25 protein-coding genes and 1 pseudogene are annotated in these 23,518 nt (G+C 51.6%); 15 read left to right on the forward strand and 11 right to left on the reverse strand.

Annotated elements, in window-relative coordinates; translation table 11 throughout:
* Positions 1–10 precede the first annotated feature (10 nt).
* From H8K03_20135 to H8K03_20145, 3 genes and pseudogenes are all read right to left on the reverse strand, one after another.
* Positions 11–2,176: pseudogene (locus tag H8K03_20135) on the reverse strand (phage infection protein).
* 96 nt (positions 2,177–2,272) lie between these two features.
* The gene (locus H8K03_20140) at positions 2,273–2,791 is read right to left on the reverse strand and encodes a hypothetical protein (GenBank protein ID UVT20056.1); all 519 of its coding nucleotides are present in this window, start codon (positions 2,789–2,791) and stop codon (positions 2,273–2,275) included.
* A 1,063-nt stretch (positions 2,792–3,854) separates the two neighbouring features.
* Positions 3,855–4,412, reverse strand: a complete 558-nt coding sequence (locus H8K03_20145; GenBank protein UVT20057.1) for a DUF4142 domain-containing protein — start codon at positions 4,410–4,412, stop codon at positions 3,855–3,857.
* 368 nt (positions 4,413–4,780) lie between these two features.
* Here H8K03_20145 and H8K03_20150 point away from each other — a divergent pair, with 368 nt between their 5' ends.
* The 5 genes from H8K03_20150 (at position 4,781) to H8K03_20170 (ending at position 9,524) form a co-directional block, all read left to right on the forward strand.
* Entirely contained in the window at positions 4,781–6,091 is a 1,311-nt protein-coding gene (locus H8K03_20150; protein ID UVT20058.1) for a sigma-70 family RNA polymerase sigma factor, read from the forward strand.
* 133 nt (positions 6,092–6,224) lie between these two features.
* Positions 6,225–7,541: a hypothetical protein gene (locus H8K03_20155; GenBank protein ID UVT20059.1), complete on the forward strand. Its 1,317-nt coding sequence runs from the start codon at positions 6,225–6,227 to the stop codon at positions 7,539–7,541.
* A gap of 349 nt (positions 7,542–7,890) precedes the next feature.
* Positions 7,891–8,100 (forward strand): helix-turn-helix domain-containing protein, encoded by a 210-nt coding sequence (locus H8K03_20160; GenBank protein UVT20060.1) that lies wholly within the window; start codon positions 7,891–7,893, stop codon positions 8,098–8,100.
* A gap of 31 nt (positions 8,101–8,131) precedes the next feature.
* Complete coding sequence (locus tag H8K03_20165) at positions 8,132–8,344, forward strand: helix-turn-helix transcriptional regulator (GenBank protein UVT20061.1); 213 nt, start codon at positions 8,132–8,134, stop codon at positions 8,342–8,344.
* A 187-nt stretch (positions 8,345–8,531) separates the two neighbouring features.
* On the forward strand, positions 8,532–9,524 hold the full coding sequence (locus H8K03_20170) for a site-specific integrase (GenBank protein ID UVT20062.1): 993 nt from the start codon (positions 8,532–8,534) through the stop codon (positions 9,522–9,524).
* 739 nt (positions 9,525–10,263) lie between these two features.
* Here H8K03_20170 and H8K03_20175 read toward each other — a convergent pair.
* The 3 genes from H8K03_20175 to H8K03_20185 form a co-directional block, all read right to left on the reverse strand.
* Positions 10,264–10,572, reverse strand: coding sequence for a hypothetical protein (locus H8K03_20175; protein ID UVT20063.1), 309 nt, complete (start codon positions 10,570–10,572; stop codon positions 10,264–10,266).
* Positions 10,573–10,722: 150 nt separating this feature from the next.
* A complete protein-coding gene (locus tag H8K03_20180) occupies positions 10,723–11,073 on the reverse strand; it encodes a hypothetical protein (GenBank protein ID UVT20064.1) in 351 nt (116 codons plus the stop codon).
* A 179-nt stretch (positions 11,074–11,252) separates the two neighbouring features.
* Positions 11,253–12,359 carry a YihY/virulence factor BrkB family protein gene (locus H8K03_20185; GenBank protein ID UVT20065.1) on the reverse strand — a complete coding sequence of 369 codons (1,107 nt, stop codon included), beginning with the start codon at positions 12,357–12,359 and terminating at the stop codon, positions 11,253–11,255.
* 563 nt (positions 12,360–12,922) lie between these two features.
* On the opposite strand from H8K03_20185, the gene H8K03_20190 reads away from it, so the two are divergent.
* Complete coding sequence (locus tag H8K03_20190) at positions 12,923–13,864, forward strand: cation transporter (protein ID UVT20066.1); 942 nt, start codon at positions 12,923–12,925, stop codon at positions 13,862–13,864.
* Between the two features lie 193 nt (positions 13,865–14,057).
* Positions 14,058–14,534 (forward strand): low affinity iron permease family protein, encoded by a 477-nt coding sequence (locus tag H8K03_20195; protein ID UVT20067.1) that lies wholly within the window; start codon positions 14,058–14,060, stop codon positions 14,532–14,534.
* A 479-nt stretch (positions 14,535–15,013) separates the two neighbouring features.
* Here the strand turns inward: H8K03_20195 and H8K03_20200 are convergent, their stop codons facing one another.
* Positions 15,014–15,490, reverse strand: coding sequence for a response regulator (locus tag H8K03_20200; GenBank protein ID UVT20068.1), 477 nt, complete (start codon positions 15,488–15,490; stop codon positions 15,014–15,016).
* A 331-nt stretch (positions 15,491–15,821) separates the two neighbouring features.
* Here H8K03_20200 and H8K03_20205 point away from each other — a divergent pair, with 331 nt between their 5' ends.
* A complete protein-coding gene (locus tag H8K03_20205) occupies positions 15,822–16,166 on the forward strand; it encodes a hypothetical protein (GenBank protein ID UVT20069.1) in 345 nt (114 codons plus the stop codon).
* Between the two features lie 90 nt (positions 16,167–16,256).
* On the opposite strand, the gene H8K03_20210 is transcribed toward H8K03_20205, so the two are convergent.
* Both H8K03_20210 and H8K03_20215 read right to left on the reverse strand, forming a co-directional pair.
* Positions 16,257–16,724 carry a PRC-barrel domain-containing protein gene (locus tag H8K03_20210; GenBank protein ID UVT20070.1) on the reverse strand — a complete coding sequence of 156 codons (468 nt, stop codon included), beginning with the start codon at positions 16,722–16,724 and terminating at the stop codon, positions 16,257–16,259.
* Positions 16,725–16,776: 52 nt separating this feature from the next.
* The gene (locus H8K03_20215; protein ID UVT20071.1) at positions 16,777–17,319 is read right to left on the reverse strand and encodes a DUF4142 domain-containing protein; all 543 of its coding nucleotides are present in this window, start codon (positions 17,317–17,319) and stop codon (positions 16,777–16,779) included.
* 819 nt (positions 17,320–18,138) lie between these two features.
* On the opposite strand from H8K03_20215, the gene H8K03_20220 reads away from it, so the two are divergent.
* The 6 genes from H8K03_20220 (at position 18,139) to H8K03_20245 (ending at position 21,587) form a co-directional block, all read left to right on the forward strand.
* Positions 18,139–18,915: a PRC-barrel domain-containing protein gene (locus tag H8K03_20220; protein ID UVT20072.1), complete on the forward strand. Its 777-nt coding sequence runs from the start codon at positions 18,139–18,141 to the stop codon at positions 18,913–18,915.
* 79 nt (positions 18,916–18,994) lie between these two features.
* On the forward strand, positions 18,995–19,147 hold the full coding sequence (locus tag H8K03_20225; protein UVT20073.1) for a DUF3309 domain-containing protein: 153 nt from the start codon (positions 18,995–18,997) through the stop codon (positions 19,145–19,147).
* Positions 19,148–19,349: 202 nt separating this feature from the next.
* On the forward strand, positions 19,350–19,733 hold the full coding sequence (locus H8K03_20230; protein ID UVT20074.1) for a YtxH domain-containing protein: 384 nt from the start codon (positions 19,350–19,352) through the stop codon (positions 19,731–19,733).
* 44 nt (positions 19,734–19,777) lie between these two features.
* The gene (locus tag H8K03_20235; protein ID UVT20075.1) at positions 19,778–20,023 is read left to right on the forward strand and encodes a hypothetical protein; all 246 of its coding nucleotides are present in this window, start codon (positions 19,778–19,780) and stop codon (positions 20,021–20,023) included.
* Between the two features lie 535 nt (positions 20,024–20,558).
* Complete coding sequence (locus H8K03_20240) at positions 20,559–21,008, forward strand: SRPBCC family protein (GenBank protein UVT20076.1); 450 nt, start codon at positions 20,559–20,561, stop codon at positions 21,006–21,008.
* 78 nt (positions 21,009–21,086) lie between these two features.
* A complete protein-coding gene (locus tag H8K03_20245) occupies positions 21,087–21,587 on the forward strand; it encodes a DUF3015 family protein (GenBank protein ID UVT20077.1) in 501 nt (166 codons plus the stop codon).
* A gap of 235 nt (positions 21,588–21,822) precedes the next feature.
* Here the strand turns inward: H8K03_20245 and H8K03_20250 are convergent, their stop codons facing one another.
* Positions 21,823–22,308, reverse strand: coding sequence for a hemerythrin domain-containing protein (locus H8K03_20250; protein ID UVT20078.1), 486 nt, complete (start codon positions 22,306–22,308; stop codon positions 21,823–21,825).
* 31 nt (positions 22,309–22,339) lie between these two features.
* The gene (locus tag H8K03_20255) at positions 22,340–22,882 is read right to left on the reverse strand and encodes a DUF4142 domain-containing protein (GenBank protein ID UVT20079.1); all 543 of its coding nucleotides are present in this window, start codon (positions 22,880–22,882) and stop codon (positions 22,340–22,342) included.
* A 267-nt stretch (positions 22,883–23,149) separates the two neighbouring features.
* Here H8K03_20255 and H8K03_20260 point away from each other — a divergent pair, with 267 nt between their 5' ends.
* On the forward strand, positions 23,150–23,497 hold the full coding sequence (locus H8K03_20260; protein ID UVT20080.1) for a hypothetical protein: 348 nt from the start codon (positions 23,150–23,152) through the stop codon (positions 23,495–23,497).
* Positions 23,498–23,518: the final 21 nt, after the last annotated feature.

Consider the following 23,518-nt stretch of genomic DNA (forward strand, 5'->3'; position numbering starts at 1 on the left):
TGTGCCTATTTCAAAGGGCGAGGACGTCCGTATAAAGCTTTCTTAAGTGGTCATCAGACATATCCAAGATTGGCTCATACATGAACGAATTTAAGTGGATATGCTCGGGGGTCATAAGAACTACGCGTTCAAGGATCTGTATTGCGGCAGTCTCACCTCTAAATAACTCCTTAAATTTGGCGAGTAGTGCCTGCGTTTGGTTCGACTTGATTCCACCGAAATATGAAGGGTCGTCAATTCTCATTGTCATGAATCGTTCTGCGACTAACCGTATTGCGATGGAAAGTACTATCTTGTTTTCAAAGTTGATACTCGCACCTGCCACAAGGCATTTGTTAGCTTCCTCTTTTATGATGTCAACCACTGGCTTGTTACCGTTCTCTGAGCTACCGCTTGTTCCAAAAACCTCATTGAAGATTGCGTCGAGTTCGTTTTGAGCAATCCCAATAGAATCCTGTTTCCAATGCAGCAGCGACGTTAGCCTTATGAAACAAGCGTCCTCCTCCCCCTTGGTATATTCGATTATGTTGCGGATAAATGGAATTGAAGCAATTTTCTTTGATGGATCAGTGAAAAAGTTCAGTTTCCAATCTTTAACGAAAATATTCTTAATACCTGTGGCCTGTTTAAGAGAAAGCTCTCCTGCAATACTTCTGGTAGTCATAAGGCAGTGAGAGTACTTGACGAACCTACTTTCCACTGTACGGAAGAAGTCGAAATTATGTGTTAAGAGGATTTGCATAAAGTTCGGTTCGTCAGCTATGTCCTTCAAGTATTGAATGATGGCGTACTTATTCTTGTAGTCGAATGAGTCCGCGATATCATCCACTATAAATAGAGTTTCCTGGCTTGCCTTCTTTCGAGCTTCAACCTCGAAAATAATATTGAGTATATAAAGAGCTTTCTTCTCGCCAGTACTTAAGGTCTTCAGCAGGGTGACTTTATCGACGGAAGCTGTATCAGTCCCGTCTACATAGGTGAATCCCAGAGTAAGCATTGGCTCTTGTCCCAAAATAACCGAGATTCTGTTCTCAGCCATCAGCTTAAACGGAACAAAAAAACGGTCATTAAAGATCTCAATTACCGATTACCATTGGGTTCTCTGTTTACTCGCTTCTTCCTCAATCTTTCTCTTTCTCTCTTCAGCGGCCTGAAATCTTTCAATTAAATCCTTATAAAGATCGATTCGCTCTTTGAAATAGGACTTCCAAATCTCTTCCTTAAAACCCTCAATGTTTGCCAGCTTTGGCAAAAGCTCCTCATGATCGCTGAGATACGCTTGGAATCCTCTAAGGGCCGCATTCTTTGTAATTAGCTTTTCAATCTCTGAAAACTTTTGCCTGAGGTCTTTGTCCTTGGAAATGCTTTCTTTTTCTTCTGCAATCAGCGCCTCCAGTTGCTTGACTGTAGTGACCTCCAATTTCTTGTCACCATTCAAGCTCACTGTATGTTTGGCGTCAAAGAAACCGTTGTCAGCTAAACTCTTCGCTATGGTGGAAGCGTTATAGTAAGTAAATGTACCTTTTTTAAAGTACGTAGACGCAGCTAACAGCTCATTGTATCTCTTGATATACTCTTCGATGGTAGTCTTTACATCCTTCGTAGAAAGAAGCGATAGTACCTTCTCATCGAAAATCATGTCGTACTCGATGTTTGCAAAAGGAGCGTCCTTCTGAGAGATCACCTCGTCCTTAACGCGGATCAAAGCGCGATAAAACTCTACATCGCTTTTTGTAAATGTCGAAGAAATCTCCCTAGCTAGGTCCTTCCTCGATCCAGATTGTTCCTTAAGAGCCTTAATGAATCTCTCCCTGGATGCATCAATATCTTCATGAAGCTTTTCGTATTCTTCTCTCAGCTTGGCATCAACCAATAGCGTCGAAGTTTTCTCTGTATGACCCAAAACTTCATCATAAGGACAAATGACCACAACATTGTCCTTTGGTATAGGCACAGCATTCTCATCGGTAATTACTCTCTTGCATGTTCTGGCAGGGAATATCCGATCCTTCGATACGATGTTCTCAGCTACGTCTTTAAACGTTTGAGCCAGAGAGGTTTTCATTGCTCCATTGGGAGCATAAATGGCGTAAACCTTTTGTCCCGTAAAATCGAAGTCAGTCCTGAGCTTTTTAATTCCATAACAATTTGCGAGGTCAACTTTGAGCTTTTGCATTTATGCTCCGGCTTTTGTTTATTGGACACAATGTAATAGAAAAGGGCACACATTGTATTTGTTTTACAATGTGCGGATCTACGCAAATGGAACGACTCATTGACTTGGTCGGTGGTTTGGATTTACTTCAGATGCTGATTCAAAAGGATTAGACATGTTGAAGATAAATGTGCATAGATCGTCACTGCTTAATCCGAATTGAACCGGGTGGTCGGGAAATAAAAAAATATGCCAATCCTTTGGCAGGTGATCTACCCGGGTCATCGTGTGTTTGCCTTCCTTGGTATAAACATATGCCAAGTCAAATATTCCAGCATCACCACCGTTGAGGACGAGATGAAATACCTCTGCATTTGTTTCTCTCTTATGAGTTATTTCTTCAGCTGTGAGCTGGCTCACATATGCGAATTCAAGCATGTATTTGCATCCTAGGAGAGAGGCCTCTTTGCTTTCCCGCGGTAGCTTTTTGAGTTTTGCCTGCAGCGTTACTATGGTTTCGCTCGCCTCTATAGCACGTGCTTTCCACTGAGCAGAAATCGACAACTGGGCCCAGGACGGCAATGGCTCCGCGAGCAGAAACAAGAGAAGGGATATGAGACATAGTTTCGTTCTCATTTGATAGGCTCCTCTCCTAAATCCAAGCCTTTGACAATTCGTGGATTGCGTTGGGTATGATTTCGCCTCGTGCCGTTCACAAAGCGTTAATTGCATTTGAATGCCGGAGCATTAGGGAGGTAAATGGAGGCGTATTGTAAGATTGTATGTATTTGAGACGCAAGCAGAGTCAGTAGGTATATTACTTCCTCACTTCTCCCATATTGACCATGGTGACAAACCCTCAAACCCACATGTAACACCATCCTAATTCCTCATCACATGTGGATCACATCCGATCCAGTTAGGATCCATTCCGATTCGAAGGTAAGATGGCCGAACTTCGCATCAAAAAGTAAAGTGACGTAAATACCATATGTTCTGCGTTATCACGAGTGGCCCAAGAAATGCTTTAGTACCTCGCTTGAAGAAGGTTGAAGAGTCCACGATGGACTTCTGCACTCTGGAAGCTAGTTTCATTACTGAGTCTCGCAACAATGCTTAGGCCGCAGGGATGAAGGTAGGATCTGAGCGAGTCTGAGTCGCTATCAAATCAGCATTGACCATGTTCAGGAAGGACACGGAGGTGTGCGGTGAGAGTCGCCACAAATGCTGGATGAAAGGAGAGGTGAGGCTATGTCATTGATGCTAGAAGCTCTATTTGTTAGTGCTGTAGTGGGGTTACTGTATATAGTGCTTGCCCCGGGCCGCAATTGATTGGAGTGACGCACCTGGCTTCGATTCAGCGAGGTTTCGTCGTGAACCTAGAGAGCGACGCGGGCCGGGATGCGGTCCGTTTACCCTTTACCGGCTCGCCTCAAATACTTCCCGACAGGACTTGTGTCATGTAGATGTCGGAGATCCTGGGGCTGTATCACAAATTTGCCGCAACGAACGCGAAGCTTGGATACAATCGGTCTGAGGGAATGCCCCAATGCCGATTCAGGGACTCGTGGAGATGACCATAGACGCCTCTTCGGCGATGACTCAACAATCGGTCGATTTAGCGACACCAGCCCCAACGTGCTGACCAACACCGTGCAGAGAGAAATGCACAAAGACCGTTCAAGCCTTGGTCGGCATGTTAGGATCTTTCCCAGTACTGACCGAGACCTGCGTACGCGAGGCCCAGGGAAGAAGCGATGGTTTCGGCCTGAGCAAGATGATCTTTCACCATTGGTACGGCATCGGTTGCCCATTGACGAATTGCGGGATTCTTCTCCTCACGTGCGACGTGTTCGAGTTGCTTCATTTCCATCGCGTGTTCACGCAAGATGAAGGTGCTATAGGCGCGATCAAACTCCTTGCCTGCTGTTCTAGTTAGTTCAGCATTCATCGCGGTATGCGACTCGCTCAATCTGTTCACGAGCTGAAATCTCCCCTTCGAGGCCAACTGCCGAACCTCTTGGCCGAATTTTAGATGGTCGACCACCATTCGGGCACCGAACCGTTTGACTTCTTCACTCTCGGCTTTCTGCGTTGCCAACTGACCAAGATCGATTTGCTCCAGCTGAGCGGCAGCGGCTTGTTGCAGGAAGGCTTCGGTGATTTGTGAGGAAACGTCGGGAGCGGTCATAGCGCAGGAGATTGAAATGACGACAGCAGCAATGCCACTTATGATCGATGTGAAAGGATGAGCCATAGCGCCCTCCCCATGGTCCGAGGATGACATGTTGGCGGCTGCTATATGAAGACAGCTTCTTCACTAATCATGGCTGACTTCTAGGGGCGGCATACTAGGAAAGAGACTAGGTGGGACGTAAAGAAGCCTAGTTAAACAGGTGATCGCTTCATTCCCTTGCATCGGGGGCTTGCGAAGATGCCGTGAGTGAGACCGATTCGCTCAACCCCGATTAATAAGTGTCTTGGTTCACATGGCTATCTGTGTGTGTTACGCAGAGATGAAAATAGAATTGACACGCTAGCAGGATAAGCATATCCAATTTTGAGCAGTTTTCAGTCTAGTGGTTCCTCGTGTTGGACAGGAAATCTTGCTGAGGGATAATTGCCATGCCCAATCAATCGGATGACATTACGACCTTGATAAACAAGGTTCATGCTTTTTGCGGGACCAGGCCCCAGGATTTCACCGGTCGCCAATCCCTTAGCTTGAGTGATGATGAAGAAACCAAACTCCATCAACTTGCATGGCTCGGCATCGTGCCATTAACCGACTACTATGAGTTCCAACATTTCAAACTTGCTGATAATTTATGGCACAACCCAAAGGCGGGACTTCCGAGGTTTCGAACCATTGATCAAATTCGAGCCTGGGTGCAATGGAGGGAAACAAGGCAGTTTGTAACGGAACGCGGGCACGTCACGGAAACCGTCTTCATTCGTTTTCTGCCCAGCTTCCGATACATTCGGCGAACAATTCGTCAGACACCAAATAAGGCTCTTTTTCAGACAATCAGTCACATCGAAGAGGTGGAATTCGCAGACCTTCGCGCCAGTATGGATTTTGATACAGCTTGGAAGAAACTAATCCAGGACATGCAGACGAATGCTGTCGAACACTTCAAATGGAGTGTTCAGGATGCATTGTCTGCTGAACAGACAGAGCATTTACAACAATTAGTTTTGCTCAGCAAAGCGGATGTGCAACTGATCTATATCTTGTCACAGGGTACACGAAAGGAAACCAAGTGCTATTCGTTACTCGAAGCCTATCAACCTCTCATAGAACAGGCTATAGAGGAGGTGACGAGGGTGCAGGTAGGAAAAGCACAAGAAAAAAGGAAGACAAAAGTAGGACCTGACGATTTAATACACGATACTTCAGCCAAACAGTTAGAGGATATTCTGGCAGTATTACGGAAAGCGTTTCTCACGTGGGACCCTCTACGTGCCCCGCTTCCAGCATGGGTGCAGTTCAAGCTTGGCAAAGAAACTCAAGGACTATCTCACCACGACTATCAACCTTCAGAACAAAAGCCCGAGAAGAGAGCCGATGCGGAAGGCTTTGAGGTTCTGCTGGATAATGAGCGAGGGAAACGGCGTTCGGGAGATTCGTTTCTGCCAAGTATTGACCCCACGCTCATCCCAATACCCGTGCCCTTGGAGGGGGAAGATCCAGAAGACCTGCAAGCTGCCGTTAAGAACGCTATGCAGGAAGTTATGATACGAGAACTTGGAGCACTGCATTACCAACGGCGCTTCGTGGATGGGTTGTCAGCTGCAGAATTTGCGAAGGAACTAGGGTCAAACATGAATCGCAACAGTATTGCGAAACGAGAGGAGCGAGCCCGTAGGGACGCCTTCACAGAACTCACAACCAAATTCGGTCCGAATATAGGCCAACATCTCTTCGGGGATTAGCCCGCCGCCCCACCTCACTCATAAGTCATCGTTTTCATTAGCTTGTCACACTTTTAACGAAAACCGGATCTTCTTCTTGGTGAGAGCGAGACGTTTCGTTTCGCAAATATCAATCTTTCACCAAGGAGAGTCCATGAAGGACGATCAGACGAGCAGAGTTGAAGGGAATGGGCAGAGTACCAGCTCGGCACCCCCCTCCCTCTCCCTTATTAGCCATGCAACACTGCAACCGCCTGAGGGTGAGACCACTTCAGGTGATTCAGGACGGGCCCCGGAGCCCATTCCATCACCCCCTGAGTTAGCTAGAGCCCCCCATATCCTGGAGCGATTTATCGAGACCATCAGGACGTGTGGGGTGGTTGGCGAAGATCGCGCGGCTCAGCTCATTTTTCTCGTCATGATCAGCCGATTTCTCGAACGGATGGTGTCTGCCGTTCTCAAGGGGCCCTCAAGCGGGGGCAAGAGCTTTATCCTAGCCACAGTCCTGAGATTCTTTTCCAAGCGTGCCTATCATGAACTGACGGGCATGTCTGAACGAGTGCTCGCCTATTCTACAGAACCCCTGTCTCATCGCTTCCTCGTACTCTATGAAGCCGCTGGGATTGGCCCATTTGGCACCTATCTCATACGATCCCTCTTGAGTGAGGGGTGTATTCGTTATGAAACCCTCGAACAAACAAAGGAGGGTTGGAGGCCAAAGGTGCTGCATCGCCCTGGCCCTTCCGGGTTCCTTAGCTCCACAACGGCCATAAAGCTTCATCCTGAGAATGAAACCCGCTTCCTTTCAGTACCGATCTCAGATACCCGCGAGCAAACCCAAAAGGTGTTGGAACGTCAAGCCGACGGGTTAACTGATCAACCTGATCTCAGCGAATGGCTAGATCTCCAAAACTGGCTGGAAAAGGTTGAACATCGCGTGAACATCCCTTTTGCGAAGCAATTGGCTCACGCTTTACCCCCTGTGGCCCTCCGATTGCGTCGAGACTTTCCAATGCTGCTCAGCCTGATTAAGGCCCATGCCATTCTTCACCAGCTGAATCGAAAAAAGAATGCGAACGGGCACATTCTCGCAACCCTGGAGGACTATACAGTTGTCCAAACCCTCATTAGCGATCTACTCGCTGAAGGTGTCGGTCTGAGCGTGCCTTTGACTGTACGTGAGACCGTCGAAGCGGTACGGACCATTCAGGCAAAGAAGAAGTCCTCCAAGTGGGCCACGGTTCTTGAGGTTGCAACCATATTGCATCTCGATATCTCTTCTGCCTCCAGGCGAGTCAAGAAAGCGCTCTTGCTGGGCTATCTCGCCAATGCGGAGCATGGAAGAGGCAAGCCCTACCGCTTGGTGATTGGAGAGCCCTTACCCGAAGAGAAATTGCTTCTCCCAACACCAGAGGAGCTGAACGGTTGCACGATTGCAGAGAAAACAGAGGAAGGAAGGGGGCATGAATAACGTAAACAGCCAGAATACGGATCGCTACCTGAGTGAGCCTGATCTACGAAGCTACCTCGGCTATAGCGCGTCCACCATTCGACGATGGAGGAAGCTGGGGCTCCCTTCTATCGGTAGTAACAGATTGAGGCGGTATCACCTTACTTCTGTACTGAAATGGCTCAATGAGCGCAGATAGGTCTCAGCTAGTCCAGACACGTCCGGGTTAGTCTGGCCTCACACTTTGTAGATTGCCGGACAGTGATGAGTTCTGTGCGCCCCTTGGCGATTTACAAAAAGAGCAGAAATAGCACATTCCGCAATTTCAATAGGTTGTGAACCGGTGCCTAAACGGATCAAAGGAGGTCGGATGAATAGTGTTCCTGCCATAGAACGTCGATTACTCACAATCCAAGAAGCCGCACAATATACCGGCTTATCAGTCCATACCCTCTACACAATGACCAGCCAGAAGCGGATTCCCTATGTGAAGGTCGGTCGGCTCACTAGGTTTGATCGAGAGACGCTGGATAAGTGGATCAAACAACAGACGGTCATGCCTGTGCCAAAATGGGGTTGACACAGTCGGTGCTTTTAAGCTAGCTTATGGCATGCAGACACGGCTCCAGGAGTGGCGAGAGCGACGAGGGTTAAGTCAGAGGAAGCTGAGTGAGCTATCGGGGGTGCATCACGTCTCCATAGCCAGACTCGAATCCGGTCAGCTTGACCCCCAACTCTCAACACTCCTTAAGCTCTGTCAGGCACTGGATATCACTCTCAACCAACTCGTAAGGGTGGCCGAGAAGCCACAGAAAGGTAGGTAGTCCAATGGGACTGACCAGAAAGGGGAAATGCAGTAGACGCTGTGAGCAAGGTCGCAAGGGCCTTAGCTGTCCCTGTCCCAAGGTGTGGTCATACTATGTCGAGTTTCATGTGTTGGATGATGGCAGAGCACTCACTCTGGCGTCAGCCGCTCAGGGTGGAAAGCTCAAGCGGTGGAAAGTGGGCGGTATGAATAAGACCGTGGCGAAGCAACAGGAAGTTCTAATCAAAACTGATCTCATGAAAGGAGTTATCAAGAGCGACAAGGATAGGATGGTCACATTTGAGGAGTGGGCGACTGACTACCTGCAATTAGAGGAAGTCCAGCGCCTACGGTCACTCAAGGACCGGGTGAACGTGGTCCGACTTCAGTTGATTCCGTATTTTGGGAAGAAACACCTGACAGCCATCACCCCGGAGGATGTGGAAGCCTACCGTGCTCAACGGAAGAAGTTTAACGGCAAGACACCAAGTCTCCAGACAATTAATAATGACCACATCATTCTGAAACACTGTTTAAACGTGGCGAAGCGGAAACGACTACTCACCACGAATCCGGCTACACTCGTCCCAATCCCATGCGCCAACAATGAGCGGGATCGTGTCTTGACGGCTGAGGAGTGGGAAGGGCTCTACGAGGTAGCATCCCCGCACCTGAAGCCGATTTTGCTCACCGCGTACCACCTAGGGCAGCGATTAGGCGAGATTCTCAATCTGACATGGGATCGGGTTGATCTGCATCGGGGGATCATCACCTTGCGTGGCGTGGATACGAAGACCAACAAACCTCGCCAGGTTCCAATGACACCCCAGGTGAAGGCAACCCTGGCATCGTTATCAAAGGTGCGGGATCTGTCCCACAAGTATGTGTTTGTGTTTAAGCGCAATCCGATTCGAGAGGTCAAAACGGCATTCAAGACCGCCTGCCGAAACGCCAATATTGAGAATCTACGCTTTCACGATTTGAGACACTGTGCAGCGACCAACTTGAGGCGGGCGGGGGTCGATACGACGACGGCCATGCAGATCATTGGTCACAAGTCACCGCTCATGTGGAAACGTTATAACAGCGTAGCGGAGAGTGATTTACTGACGGCTGCGAATAAGCTGAATGCCTACCTTTCTAACACCCTTATAACACCTGCCGATTCTTCTGATTCGGTACAAACCGTAAGTGCTTGAAAGGTTGGAGCCGGCGAGAGGAATCGAACCTCCAACCTGCGGTTTACAAAAGGCTTCCCTCGAGAATCCCCAACAACCTGAAACCATAGCGCAGCAGCCTGATTCGCCTGATTCACCAAGGGCCTAGCTCCCGACTGCCTGTTGCATCCAATTGCGTGGGGTGTGAGGGGAGTGAGGGGCGACGGTGACACTTATGGTTACACTTTTATTTCGAAGGACTACCGAAGAAAAGACCGCCCGGCCCTTTCGCCGTAGGCATGGGCGCCATGTGGAGTCCTCCACGACTAGCCATGTATTCACGGCGTTCCTGCTACCCGACCCCCCTCGGGTCTTCCCCAAAACGATTCTTCCCAAAAAGGAAACCCCGCGATCAAGGACTTCCGACAGCCGGTCAGCTGGGCTGAAGCGATAAAGGTTTCTAGAGCTTCCGCGACCGTGCGGGAGCAGAGAGGAAAAAGAGATCTCGTATGAGGACTGGAATGGTTGGGCCGGACCACTGGAGCCACCACCCTGAAAGTCCGTTTCCCAGGCACAACTCCCTCCCTAACACCCAACCAAGGTAAGGAGGAACCATGCCGCTTTCTATCAAAGGACACAGTAGACGTCATCAAGGAAGCTGCGCGCATTGTGCTCGACGTAGAGCATGCGAGTGCCAAGACGAAATAGGCATGAAGAAAGTCGCGCCGCCTCGGAATGGGAACAGACCTCCCTGCTGAGCGAGCGGCCTTGCACTCATCCTTCAAAGAAGCAGAACGTTCTGGACCCGTATGATAATGTCGTCCTGAGAGAACATATTGACCAGCTCCTGTTTATATTCCTGCCACCATTGTTCATCTAACTCAGCCGCCATGACTTCAAAAATAACAATGTCATCATGGCGGGCGGCATTCTGTTCGTCCTTCCATAAGCCTTCGGCGGGTGCACGAGTATACGCAGTCAATCCGCCGAACTGTGTTGCCAATGCCTGTCGAATGCGGGTGTAGTTCTCTCCTGGGAACGACTGATCGTTATTGTCCCGAACCGGAAGAAATATTTGGATCACGTGCATTCTGATCCCTTTTGCCGTCGAAACGAGGCTATGTTAAATGTTTGTGTTGCATCCAGAGAGGTGCTCATTGTCGCCGAGTGCCCCCCTCTTATTCTTTGAGACGCGACTCGATTGTGGACATAGCATGCCCCCACGCTCATGGATCTAGAATTACCCATTCGTCGCTATCGGTTTGACAGTGATCACGGGGGATCCATCGTCGCCGGGAGGGCTGTACTCTGGGAGGGTGAATTGCTTGGTTTGTCCCGGCTCAACTGATTCCATCACCAAGTGTCCTCGTCCTCCGACGAGACCCCCTGTTTTGTTCTTGTACAGGACGAGCACTTCGAATTGTTGAATGGCTTGGTTCCCGGTATTTGTCAGCGAGATGGTCAGAGTAAGACAAGCGTCGCCCATCTGAGCCCACGACGTATTCTCGACAATCAGAGACTGAATAGGCGCCGTCTGAGATTCAATAGAAACGTATTGCGCGCCGTTGACCCCAGAGCGTAGAGCGAACATACATACTATTAGTGCGAACAGTGACGCCAGCCATCTTGAGCTATTTTGATTCATATCATCCTCCCGGCTCATCATCACAACTGCCGAGGACGCGGTATTTTGTGCGCAACTTACACCAGTACTCCAGGTTTCGCATGCAGCCGCTTCCGCTTCATGGCGAGTCGGGTAGGAGATGAGGGTCACCTTCCTGTCCGGCGTGCAGATCGCATGAGGGCCGTACCAATCACCACGAGTCCAACCCACCAGGGAAGCTCTTTGTTAGACGCCGCTGCTCGACTGGATGAACGAACCGTGTCCCTCACGGCCCAGCGTCTCGTGTGTGTGCGCGTCGTGCTGTCTCCGCTGCTAGACAAGAGATCGGAGACTCCGGGAGCATTAGCTTTTCGGGGATCCGCGACCATGGCATGCTCAGAGGGGACAATGCGTCCCCCGACTGTGTTTGCATAGACTTGCGTAAATTCAGCACCAAAGAGCAGAATCTGAGACGAATAGTAGACCCAGACGAGGATGATCACCAAAGAGCCGGCCGTCCCATAGGCAGAGCCTACATCACTCTTCCCGAGATATAACCCAATCGCGAATTTCCCGATCGTAAACAGCAACCCGGTAAGCACCGCGCCGACCCATACATCACGCCAGGCCACCTGGGCATCGGGTAGCACTTTGAAGATCATGGCGAATAGACCGGTGATCACCGCGAGCGAAATGAGGAGCTCCAAGACTTGCAGCACCAACTCCGGTGCCGGCAGCCATCCGCCAAACCATTTCCCGAATGCTGCCAATGCGGCGCTCAGGGTGAGCGAGACGAGGAGTAGGAAGCCAGTTCCCAGGACCCCCACGACGGACAAGAATCGATCCTGGATCAGTCCCCACAGACCGCGCCCCTCTTTGGGCTTTACGCCCCAGATTGAGTTTAAGGAATCTTGGAGTTGAGCAAACACCCCCGAGGCCGCGAAGAGGAGTGTCCCGATGGCGAGGACGGTGGCAACGATCCCAGTGGAGGGTTCACTTGCCCGTTCCAGCATATCTTTGATAGCTGCCGCGCTTTGCGGCCCCACCAGACGTCCAATCTGCTCAAGGAGGTAGCCTTGCGTGACCTCCTGGCCGAAGATGACTCCGATCATCGCAATGAGCACCACGAGCAGGGGCACCAAGGAGAGGACCGTATAATAGGCCAGGGCCGCTCCATGACGCGGAACCTTATCATCGCTCCATGCGGAGAAGGTGTCCTTGAGCAATGTCCACAACTGCGCGGGTTGCAGCAGCGTCTTCCAGGACGAGGGCATGCGTGTTTGCTTGTCCTTGTTATACGTTTTGTTGGTGAATACTCGATTTGTATTATGCCCCCGTGTCTCCGGTTCGGCATCTGGGAAGGCCCCCCATAGTGGCGACACCGGATGGAGTGAGTGGCGTACGCCAGGGGGCATACCAGTGTCTCGCCACCACGTTATGACTCAGACTTCCATACACCGCTATGAAGGTCACCTCGCTGTCAAAATGGGTCAACGCGAAAAGGCGTATTGCCATGATGGATTTAAGTTGTTTGCCCCTTCACCTCGATACTGCAAACGCATTTGTCGGCCGATTATCCAAACGCCGAAAGGGTCCCGCAACAAGTTTCGATATGACCGGGAGACCCGGCTCTTCATGCTGGGAAGCATTTTGCCGGAAGACATGATGTTCCCTTTGATTTCGGATTTCTTTCGTCCACTCTCGGACAGGATGGTGGCTAGGGTAGGCAAAGAAAGAACATCACGTGGTTTTCATTCTCGTCAAGGAATTCCATAGGACAAACTCTCCAACGAATCATATCGAGTCAAATTGTAGACCTGGTGCATAAGGAAGACGTATGGATCTGACAAAAAAACACACCGCCGTATTTGCCGCGATCGCTGGAAATCTTGGGATAGCCGCGACGAAATTCATCGCCAGTGCCATGACAGGAAGCTCCGCGATGCTAGCGGAGGGCATCCATTCACTTGTGGATACCGGGAACGGTGGGCTCCTCTTACACGGGTTACGAATGAGCAGGAAACCGGCCGATGAAGAGCATCCTTTTGGGCATGGCAAGGAATTGTACTTTTGGGCTCTGATCGTCGCGATCTTGATCTTTGCCGTTGGTGGCGGCATGTCGTTCTATGAGGGCATTCTTCACATCCTCCATCCCAATCCCCTAGGGGATGGCACATGGAACTATGTAGTTTTGGCCTTCGCCTTCGTCTTTGAGGCCATTTCGTGGTCCGTGGCATGGAAGGTCTTTCGGGGTGAGCGAAATGGGCGTGGGGTATTTCAGACGATACAAGCCAGTAAAGACCCGACCACCTACACCGTCTTACTGGAAGACTCTGTCGCCCTTCTTGGCATTGTCATCGCCTTTCTCGGCATCTTCCTCGCAGGATGGTTTGAGAATCCATACTTCGATGGTAGTGCCTCGATGGCCATTGGGGTCTTACTGGCGGGGGCAGCTATCGTGTTGGCGTCTCAGTGTAAACGACTGCTGATCGGTGAGGGGGTAAGCCGTGACGCGCTAGAGAGAATTCAGAGAATGGCCAAATCCGATCCGGCTGTGGAACTGACGAAGCGCCCGTTAACAATGTACTTCGGACCACACGAAGTGTTGCTGGCCCTCGATGTGCAGTTTCGTGCAGGTATTTCGGCGGAAGAAGTGACGGCGGCGGTCGATCGGATTGAAAAACAAATCAGGCAGCACTACCCTGACATCACTCGTATCTACATCGAAGCTGAGGCGTTAACAGTGAGGTATTTAAAGCTACAACCCGCCCCCGCGTGAGCGGAAAAGAGCTATGGCAGCCGAAAGCTGAGAGCAATGAGACACGCTACCTCATCCAGTGGGCGGCAGCTGCCCCGGGCGCCGCTTTCCCGGGCTCACGACGGTTCAGCAAGGTCATTACACATGAGCCGTTCTTTACCAAGGGCGTTGCCTAGTACCTATGCCGTCCCACTCAAGACACAATATCCAGAATATGGAAATTTCTGCACCCCTTGGCAAACAACCGAATTTATTTAATCAACTGGCGAATGGTTGCGCTCGCTTACTCGGTACCGCTGGCGCGTTCGGCATGGCTCTGGGGGTTGTCGCTCTCTGGGCGATTACCGGCCCGTTTTTTCATTTCAGCGACACCTGGCAATTGGTGATTAATACGGGCACGACCATTGTGACGTTCCTCATGGTCTTCTTGATCCAGAACACCCAGAATCGGGACAGCGCGGCGATTCAACTCAAGCTGGATGAGGTGATCCGTTCAACCAAAGGTGCTCACAATGCCATGTTGGACCTTGAAAAACTCTCCCAGAAAGACCTGGACAAGATGCGATTATTATATGAGCAACTGGCCGATAAAGCGCGGTGCCAAGACGCACAGAGGGAGGCCGTGCTAGGCACCCCCATCATTCACACCGAAATACTGGAGTGCCTCGAGGTCCGAAAAACCGAACACTAACCGAAGCCGCTTGTTCTGCCCCCCTTCCTCCATAGCTCCCGAAGACCAGCTGTCCCGATCGATCATCGTGGCCGCCCGATGACGCTTGCGCCTCCAGGGTGACCGAATCTCACCTCGCACATAGCGAACTCGGTATCTTCCCTAGAGATGATCGGCGTTACTTACCTTGTTGAGCTGGCGAGTACCCTAGTACCGCGGTGGTGGTGTGCCTGATGAGATGAGACAAATCGGTGGGCAAGTGGGTCACTTTGCCTTTAGTAGGAGTTCTTTCAATTTGTTATACCCCGGTGCCTCGGGATGGCAATAGTATTCCGTGAGGGAGCCAGTGCCGTTCCGGATCGAGATACGAAAGCTCTTCCCATGCGCTTCGATCTTCACCGCTTCCACAATGTTGAGATAGAGGTCCTGATTCCATGACCTCTCCTACTGGTGACAAATCTCCTCTTGGATTATGGGATGCCCACTCCACGCCTACGGGCTCACCCGTACCAGGCGGTCTCGTTGGCGTCGCCGGCCTGATGTTTGACCGCCAAGGTCGGCGCAGGCTGTGCCAGAACGGTGTGCACGAGCCCAATCAGGCGGTCACCCTCGAACGGCTTGGCCAAAAACGGCAGCGTGCCCCGCTTGATCCCATGAATGGCCAGTTCTTGATCGGGATTCCCCGACATCAGGATGATGCGGAGGTCACTCCGGATCATGGTGGCACGCACAGCCAGTTCATGCCCGTGGACGTGTGGGAATAGGGTGGATCTTGACGCGAGTTGAAAGCCCGGGGGCGGTAAGACCAAATCGGCAAGCAACAGGTCGATCGGGCCTCGATGCTGCGTGCAGATTTTGAGCGCCTCGGAACTGCCGTCGGCCTCCAGCACGGTAAAGCCTGCCCCTTCTAGAAGAACCTTGCAGAGATTGAGAATCGACCGTTCGTCATCCACCACTAAGATCGTTGGCGAACCCACAGGGGCTGTCCTCTCCCTCTGAATGTCCATGCGCAATCGTCCCGCTCCGATCATAGGACGGAGCAGGTCTGAGGGCGAGAAAAAACCCTACATTCCCGATTGTCGTGTGGATGACAATGTAGACGCCAAAAAAAAGGAAGCCCGCTATAAAAAGAAACCAAGATTGGGCCAATCCCGGCTCTCGCACCACCCCAGATGAGCATGTCTACTAGCTGGTGCTTGCGCAGCTTCGGGAACGGACTTAGACTAGTTATAAAATCCGCACGAACGGAAGCCGAAGAAGTGCATCGAGCAAGCGCAGAAACGTTTCTGCCGAGAGAGGAGCCGTTCAATGAACGACGATGACCTATCCGGCCGGAGTCCCGAGGAGCTGAAGGCGAAATGCTTTGCAGCCATGACCGTTGTCTTTGGCATATCCAGCGAAGAGGCAGAAGCTATCTATCAGCAGGTCATGAATGAGCCGTCCTCGCAGCGCTATAGGAACCTCGCCTGGATCTCCGGGCATCCATGGAGAGCGGGATTGTATTGGTACCGGAAACATGTGGGGGACACACCGTTCATTGTGGAGGTGTCGAAGCTTGAAACTGGAGCATTGAGGGCCAGAGATTTGGACCAAGGAACGAGATGGGTGACATGGAATGGCCAATGGGCTGGGCCCTTGGAGCCGCCATCATGAGAGGACGCTCCAAGGAAACTGCGCTTGCCCTCTGAGTTTGCACGCTGTCGATTGACAAGATCGATCTATAGAAGCTTCCGTACGCCCTTTCTATTTCTTCTCCTGATTCCCCGGCCGTGCGAAAGGAATTTCGTAAAACTCATAAATCAGTACTTCCTGCTGTTGGTCGCTAAAATCAGGCCAATGCTTCTTGTCAAATCCCGGTGCCTTTTTGAGATCCCTTTTGCTGACATCCAATACAATCTTTTTACCGTTGGCATTGAACGTGATCGCCTCCCAGGGAACCACGAAATATTTATCCTTAATGCCGAGGAACCCTCCAAAATCCAAGACGGCATATTGAATATCCCCTTCGGCGGGCTCCAGGACCAGATCCTTTATGGTTCCTAAACTCTTCCCATCCGTGCCCTCAACTTTCATTCCAATCACATCGCTGGCTTTGAGCACCCCCGTTTTGTTCCGGGCCTCAACCGTTGAATCGGTCATGACCACGATCACGGCAACCAGTGCACTCATGATCAGATTATGCCACCTCCACAATGCAGATCGTTTCCTCATGTTGTTCCTCCTAGCTTCAGAAGCGTGACCAAGAGACCCATTATGGCACCGGCTATTGTTCGAGGTGTTCTTCGGGGACACCCAGAGAAGACGCGATGGTTTTCGCCTGGGCGAGGTGGTCTTTCACCACGGGTACGGCGTCGGCCACCCATTGCCGAACCTCTTGATTCTTCTCCTGGCCTGCACGTTTTTCGAGCTCCTTCATTTCCTTCGCATGTTCCCGCAACATCAGGGTGATATAGGCCCGATCAAACCCCTTGCCTGATGCGGCATCGAGCTCAGCTTTCATCCCTGTCAGCGAGTCGCTCGGCTGGTTTACGAGCTGCAGTCCTCCCTTCGCCGCCAGGCGCTCAACCTCTTTCCGAGCCTTCTGGTGGTCGGCCACCATCTGAGCGCCGAACTGTTTGACTTGCTCACTCTCGGCTTTCTGTGTAGCGATCTGACCCAAGTCGATGTGCTGCTGCTGCCCAGCGGCGGAGGTTTGCAGGAAGCCTTCGGTGGTTAGTGGGGGAACGTCGGGAGCAGCTAGGGCCCAGGAAGTTGAAAGGATGACCACAGCAAGCCCCCATACGATCGATGCGATAGGATGAGACATAGCGCCCTCCTCATGGTGAGATGTAAGAGACAATGCAATGGGGGTGCGGTAGAACAACCTCCATGACAGGGCTCATCATGGCGGACTTTGATGGGGCTTCGTACTAGAAAAGCCCTTAGGGGTACGAGCCCAGCGACTAGAGGTCGTGACGGTGGCAAGGCTGAGAGCCATAGGACGTGAAACTAGATGTGGGTAATCTTATGTTGTGTAAGTATCGATGGGACTATGTCCTGCGGAACAAATCGATTGGAGGGGTATATGGGAGATTAGGGGATCTCCCAGAACCCACTGAGACCTGGAAGCGTTAGTCTAGTATCAGAACAGCACAGTCGAAACATCGTGAACCGGGAACGGAAACGCTATCGAAGACATGATGGAAATATTGCGCTGTTCGCTAAGCTCCGTTCTTGAAAGAGGACGGAGCTTTCTTTTTGGGTAAAGCTCGGAAAGTTTTGCAGAGAAGCACCCCAATTGTGTAGGCAAATTTATACGTGTGCCTGAGAGGATCCGAAACCTCGAACGCTGTTTGCAGCCCCAAAGATGCGAAGTCGGTCGCTACTCGAGAGGGAGACGTTCGATCAGCTGTTTGATTATTGAAAAGAGAGATAGTGCGCCCTCTAAGTTCATACATGGCCGCAGGGCCGGTCGGCAAGCTATGTCGATATGATTCGTCGTCTGGTTAGCGTCGTGTGCTGGTAAGTTCCCTCATTCACGAGGGGGCTATGTGTTTTCCGAGTATGGACCCGCCGTGTTCTTGGCTACGATCAAGCAAGAAATATCGAGCTGCAGGTCGGCCAACAGACGAGAAGGAGGCCCAACATGAAAAGCCGCTGTACAGAACGCCTGCACATGAAGATATGTGGAGTATCCCTTCCTATCATGGTGGGACTTGTGTGGCTGGTGCTACCGAATTGGGTGTTCGCTGAAGGGGAACAGAAACCTACGTCCTCGAAACCGTCGGTGGAGAAACAAGCGACGGACATGACAGGCGGACAACCAGGGCTGGTTGAGGAATATGATGTGGTTCCAGTCCCACGAGGGGCCTTAGTTGATGACAAGGGTATCGCGCTTGATCAGGTGGTCAAAAACTCCAAAGGCGAGACGCTGGGAACCATCGAAAAGCTGATGAAGGATACCAAGACCGGCAAGATCGAATACGCGGTACTCCAAGTCGATGGCACCCAACACCAATTACCTCTGAAATGGAGCCAATTCAAGGTCACCGGTGGACAGCTGACCCTCAATGCCACGAAAGAGGAACTGCAACCTTCGACCAACGCGGCACAGGCTAAAGACAAGTCTCCGGACGTTTCCACCTATATGGAGGAGATCGACAAGGTTCGGCGTGAACCGAAGCCGCAAGGCATGCCTTCCGATGTAGGAGGCAGGACGGGCGAAGCAACTCTGCGAGGATCAGGCAACCGGCAAGATGCAGGCGCGACCAACCCTGGGGTAGGACCGGCAGTGGGGAGCGACTTTGGCACGGAGGCGGGAATCGGGAGCACCGGTTCAACGGGCAGTACAGGCTCTTCGGGCGGTGCAGGATATGGCGGTGGGAAAGGATCATCGGATGGGTCGGGAGGCGGCGGAAAGTAGGCGTGTCGCCTTGAGAGATCGGTGAGGCGGGTAGATTCTCCGAGGGTGTGTTTCAGCGTCAACAAAAAGGAGGTATCTCATGGTTACCATCCTATTAGTCATTTTCGTGCTGATCTTTATAGGGGCCCTGCCGACCTGGCCCTATAGTGCGAATTGGGGCTACTACCCCAGTGGAGGATTTGGCCTCGCTGCGCTGGTGATCTTGATCCTCCTCTTGATGGGACCGGTTTAATTGATCTGAGGCCCTTCTTGGTAGGGCTCGGCTGACTTTGGTCTCAATTATCTGCTTGGCATATTGTCCAGCACGGAACTCGGTGGAGTTTCGCTATGATTGTGTTGAGCCGATGCACAGAGTGGAAAGGTAACACCGCACTAGGAGGAAGCATCGGCATCACACTTTTGGTTCATGCTTAACACAGAAGGAGGATCGGAAGATGCGCGATAGAAACAGAAATCATGACGATGAGGGGGAGGTGACAGGATGGTCCGCTTTTGTGGCTGGCGCATTGATTGGGGCCGGGGTGGCCCTGCTATTTGCGCCTCAAACGGGCCCAGAGTTGCGGGGCAGGTTGCGCGACTATGCCGATCGCGCAAAGGACGATTTACTGGAGAAGGCGGAAGAGACATGGGATGCCGCGGTGGAACGCGGTAAGGAATATTATGACAAGGGAGAAGAGGTCCTCCGTGATGTTGGCGAGTCGGCCCAGGACTATGCACGAGAAGGACAGGAGAGGATGAAGGATGTCAGTCGGTCGGCTCAGGAATTGGCCAAACAAACACAACACATGGTCCGTGAGCCGGGGCGGTCAGCATTGTAATACGTGCAGCATAGTGAGGACGATGGAGAGGATAGCCTAGAAAGATGAGCGAGAAGGAGAGTGGCCTCAACTTTATCTTAGAAGAGTACGCCGCCGCACTAGAGGAGTGGATGCGAGTCCATGGTCCGTATGCCATGCACAAAGAACTCCATCTCGATGTGGACATAACCGAAGGCGGGTTTTGGCGGGCTGGTTATCTTCAAGCGCTTCAGGACTTGCAATCCCTCATTCGGGATTGCGACCTAAGCGACACCTGTACCCATCAGGACAAGTCTCATGTGTTCCACTAGGCCATCACGTCAAGCTGATAAATGAGCAAAGATATCGTCCATTTCCAATGGCACTTGACACCCAGAGGATGGGTTCGGGGAGACTGGTCTGCCAACGAACCGCTTGAATCCAGGACGCCCCCACCGGCTGATCGAGTTGAAACGTGGGTAACCACGGAAACCACATATGATATGCAGTTCGCAAAAGCGCACAAGGAATGGACGCTGACGTGGGCGTCACCGGAGCACAATGAGGAAGAACGAACTGCCTTACGGTCCACTATCCGTACACTCTCACCAGAATCTGAGAATCCAAGTCTTAAAACCTGGGACTTTCCGTTGAATCAGTTGTGACATCCTATTAACGACTCTGCTTCAATGTGCACGCTTCAGGTAACATCCTAAGAGCATCTCTCCTGTGCAGGAACCCTCGCTTCCTTTTCCAGCGTGCCACTATGCGTTTTACCAGTATGCCGCTTGGAAGAACTGCCATAGGTTGAGTAAGACACTGTTGGCATCTGTCTTAACAAAACCACATCATAAGGAGGCTTTTATCATGTCCGTTATAGAGAAATCCATTGACCTCAATGTTCCGGTTCGGACGGCCTACAATCAATGGACCCAGTTTGAAGACTTTCCTCGGTTCATGGAGGGGGTCGAGCAAGTCCGACAGATCGACGACAAACATCTGCACTGGAAAGCCAGTATTGGCGGAAAGCAGGAAGAATGGGATGCCGTGATCACCGAGCAGGTGCCTGATCAACGGATCGCCTGGCGAAGTCAACAGGGGGCGAAGAACGAAGGGATCGTCATCTTTTCCCCTGTGACCGAAGGGAAGTCGAAGATCAACCTGCGCATCGAGTATGAGCCCCAGGGCGTGGTCGAGAAAACGGGTGATGCGGTGGGAGTAGTGTCTTCACGCGTGGAAGGGGACTTGAAACGATTCAAAGAGTTTATCGAAACGCGAGGACAAGAAACCGGTGGCTGGCGGGGGAATGTCAGGTGAGAACAAAGGATGCAGATCCCCAAATGCTCCAGTGGTGACACCTAGGCGGGTCGATAGGCCCCTCAACCAGGAGGAACCATGAAGATCACAATGGCGAGTCTTGTTTTAGCTTCAGCTCTGATCAGTGTGCAACCTGGGACCGGTCTTGCGGCTTGGGGAGATGGCCCCGGTTGCGGGTTTGGGAAAATGGTGTTTACGACAGAACCGAAGTCGATTCTTCTCCAGCACTTCGGATCCACGTTGAATGTGCCGACTCAACCCTTTGCGATTACGAGTGGCACATCAGGCTGCACGAACAATGGCATGATCGTCAAAGAGGATAGGGCAACGGTATTTGCAAGCGTCAACTATGACAATCTCTCACAGGAGATGGCGCAGGGATCTGGGGAGCATCTCGCCTCGCTGGCCACGTTGTTAGGCGTACCTCCTGATCGTCAACTCGGATTCTTCTCATTAGTTCAGGCCCACTATCGATCTCTGGTTCAAGCGGGGGACAATTCGCCGCAAACCATGTTGATTGCCCTGCAGGCAGCGGTCGCGGAACAGCCCGATTTGTCCACGGTTCCTAGGAAACATTGAGAGGAGTGAGACATACGTTTCGCCACAACAGCACCAGTCCATGCGCGATAACAATTGTTGACAAGATGTTCGATGGTCGAAGTGCAAGGAATAGGCGCTGGCTCGGTATTACGTGTCTGATTGTGAAGGGGGATTGTTCAAGTACAGAAGACTTGAGCAACCCCCTTCGCCTCTAAGCAGCCCGCTGCTACTTCAATAGAGCGACGTCAGGAAAATCAACAAGGGGCCTAAATCGTTAGGATTTAGAAAAGGGCTGCTTGGCCTTTGTATACTTGTTCACCACGGTTTCCTTGCGCTTCATGACCGCTGCTTCTAAGGCTTCCCAATCAATATTGCCTTCCTGAGCTCTGGGCAACATTTCGCCCTCTTCTTCTTCGATATGGTGCTTGACGAGCTCGCCCAGGACTTTGAACTTGGCCTGAAAGATTTCATTCATAGGCTTGAGCTTCTTGAGTTCCTTAATCAGAACGTGAACGAGATGGTGTTCCTCGATCGCCTCGTTCATCTTCTCGTCGTCGTCAATGGCTCTGCGGATCGCCGGGTAAATGAGCTTCTCCTCCAAGTCGGCATGCACCTCCAGCTCCATGATGGCGGTGGCGGCAATGTCCGCTTGCTGCTTCCCTTCGGCTGACTCGAACTCTTCGAAGAGCCCTTTCACCTTTTCATGGTCCTCTTTCAACATCTCAATCACCCCGGATGTGACGGGCGCTTGGCTGGTCATCGTGTCCTCCTTTTGGTTCACCCAACAGTTATTATTGATTTCGTACGTGCCGCTGGATCGTTTGAGCGGAGGCTAAATGGCTCTGCAATTCCGGCCGTATTTCTTGGAGAAACCGGTGGAATTGCCGGTCATTCACGGCATCAGCCATGTCTTTGACGAGGTCCACCGATTGCTCATGCATTTTGATTTGGTATTTCATGTACGCCTTATCGAAATGCGGCCCCTTCTTCTCGCGGAGATTTGCCATCGCCTTGTGATGGGTGTTGTCCACACTCGCGGCCAGCGCCGTTTGGTGGGGCTCCATTCGGATCCGCTGAGCCAATTGGCTGGTTTCCTGCAGCTTGGCGTCGTGTTCCTTCACCATGCGTGAGGCGTACGCACGCACCTCCTCGGAAGAGGCTCGTTCGCGTGCCAGTTGTCCGGCATCCACTTCACTGCGGTTGATCGAATTGAACACGCCGAGCACGTCCGCATCAGACATGGTTGCCCCGGGCATGTACCGTTGCGCCAAGGAACAAGCGGATAGAAGGGCGCAGGCCCCTATAGCAACGGCTACAATCAGGATGGATTTCATCTGGCCTCCTTTGTGATGTGGTGATTTATATCGGCACGTGTAAACAGGCTCATAGAAGGTTGCCCTATAGTGAACTTGTACTAGGCAGTGTAAGAGGCTTTGAGCGGGTGTGATACTAGGAAAGGGCATTGCGGGAAACGACTAGTTAACGAGAGGCGTGACGAGTGTCAAGCTCATCGAAGGGTGACGGTGCGAGCCACACGAAGTGAGCCGAAGAACGACGAGTGCGCAGAAGAGTGTTTGCGTCATGAAGGAGCCGCAGCCACAATGAAAGACGATGACCTATCCGACACGAGCCGAGAGAAGCTGAAGGCACAAACCTTGAAAATGGTGACGAGGATCTATGGCATCTCTCGTGAGGACGCCGAATCGATCTATTGCCAGGTGATGCATGAACCACCCCCTCCGAAGCGCACACGTGAACTGAGCTGGAAGGGGGAAAGGCCGACGACGCCAGGGCTGTATTGGTATCGGCGACATGCGGCTGACAAGCCCGTCATTGTGCAAATATGGAAGCTGAAGAACGGGAGCTTGCGGGCGAGGTATCTGGATTTAGGAATCAAATGTGCTGCACAGGAGGGTGAATGGGCCGGGCTTCTAGAGCCGACCCACTGAATGACTCATTTCTAAGAACCA

The organism is Nitrospira sp. (assembly GCA_024760545.1).
In the GTDB taxonomy this organism is placed as follows: domain Bacteria; phylum Nitrospirota; class Nitrospiria; order Nitrospirales; family Nitrospiraceae; genus Nitrospira_D.

What these genes read in the sequence shown, in the direction of transcription:
- H8K03_20140 (UVT20056.1), bottom strand. Translation starts at nt 2,791, where the DNA reads ATGAGAACGAAACTATGTCTCATATCCCTTCTCTTGTTTCTGCTCGCG.
- H8K03_20150 (UVT20058.1), top strand. Translation starts at nt 4,781, where the DNA reads ATGCCCAATCAATCGGATGACATTACGACCTTGATAAACAAGGTTCAT.
- H8K03_20160 (UVT20060.1), top strand. Translation starts at nt 7,891, where the DNA reads ATGAATAGTGTTCCTGCCATAGAACGTCGATTACTCACAATCCAAGAA.
- H8K03_20175 (UVT20063.1), bottom strand. Translation starts at nt 10,572, where the DNA reads ATGCACGTGATCCAAATATTTCTTCCGGTTCGGGACAATAACGATCAG.
- H8K03_20245 (UVT20077.1), top strand. Translation starts at nt 21,087, where the DNA reads ATGAAGATCACAATGGCGAGTCTTGTTTTAGCTTCAGCTCTGATCAGT.
- H8K03_20250 (UVT20078.1), bottom strand. Translation starts at nt 22,308, where the DNA reads ATGACCAGCCAAGCGCCCGTCACATCCGGGGTGATTGAGATGTTGAAA.
- H8K03_20260 (UVT20080.1), top strand. Translation starts at nt 23,150, where the DNA reads ATGAAAGACGATGACCTATCCGACACGAGCCGAGAGAAGCTGAAGGCA.
- H8K03_20170 (UVT20062.1), top strand. Translation starts at nt 8,532, where the DNA reads ATGAATAAGACCGTGGCGAAGCAACAGGAAGTTCTAATCAAAACTGAT.
- H8K03_20180 (UVT20064.1), bottom strand. Translation starts at nt 11,073, where the DNA reads ATGTTCGCTCTACGCTCTGGGGTCAACGGCGCGCAATACGTTTCTATT.
- H8K03_20210 (UVT20070.1), bottom strand. Translation starts at nt 16,724, where the DNA reads ATGAGGAAACGATCTGCATTGTGGAGGTGGCATAATCTGATCATGAGT.
- H8K03_20215 (UVT20071.1), bottom strand. Translation starts at nt 17,319, where the DNA reads ATGTCTCATCCTATCGCATCGATCGTATGGGGGCTTGCTGTGGTCATC.
- H8K03_20145 (UVT20057.1), bottom strand. Translation starts at nt 4,412, where the DNA reads ATGGCTCATCCTTTCACATCGATCATAAGTGGCATTGCTGCTGTCGTC.
- H8K03_20155 (UVT20059.1), top strand. Translation starts at nt 6,225, where the DNA reads ATGAAGGACGATCAGACGAGCAGAGTTGAAGGGAATGGGCAGAGTACC.
- H8K03_20165 (UVT20061.1), top strand. Translation starts at nt 8,132, where the DNA reads ATGCAGACACGGCTCCAGGAGTGGCGAGAGCGACGAGGGTTAAGTCAG.
- H8K03_20255 (UVT20079.1), bottom strand. Translation starts at nt 22,882, where the DNA reads ATGAAATCCATCCTGATTGTAGCCGTTGCTATAGGGGCCTGCGCCCTT.
- H8K03_20220 (UVT20072.1), top strand. Translation starts at nt 18,139, where the DNA reads ATGAAAAGCCGCTGTACAGAACGCCTGCACATGAAGATATGTGGAGTA.
- H8K03_20240 (UVT20076.1), top strand. Translation starts at nt 20,559, where the DNA reads ATGTCCGTTATAGAGAAATCCATTGACCTCAATGTTCCGGTTCGGACG.
- H8K03_20190 (UVT20066.1), top strand. Translation starts at nt 12,923, where the DNA reads ATGGATCTGACAAAAAAACACACCGCCGTATTTGCCGCGATCGCTGGA.
- H8K03_20195 (UVT20067.1), top strand. Translation starts at nt 14,058, where the DNA reads ATGGAAATTTCTGCACCCCTTGGCAAACAACCGAATTTATTTAATCAA.
- H8K03_20185 (UVT20065.1), bottom strand. Translation starts at nt 12,359, where the DNA reads ATGCCCTCGTCCTGGAAGACGCTGCTGCAACCCGCGCAGTTGTGGACA.
- H8K03_20205 (UVT20069.1), top strand. Translation starts at nt 15,822, where the DNA reads ATGAACGACGATGACCTATCCGGCCGGAGTCCCGAGGAGCTGAAGGCG.
- H8K03_20235 (UVT20075.1), top strand. Translation starts at nt 19,778, where the DNA reads ATGAGCGAGAAGGAGAGTGGCCTCAACTTTATCTTAGAAGAGTACGCC.
- H8K03_20230 (UVT20074.1), top strand. Translation starts at nt 19,350, where the DNA reads ATGCGCGATAGAAACAGAAATCATGACGATGAGGGGGAGGTGACAGGA.
- H8K03_20225 (UVT20073.1), top strand. Translation starts at nt 18,995, where the DNA reads ATGGTTACCATCCTATTAGTCATTTTCGTGCTGATCTTTATAGGGGCC.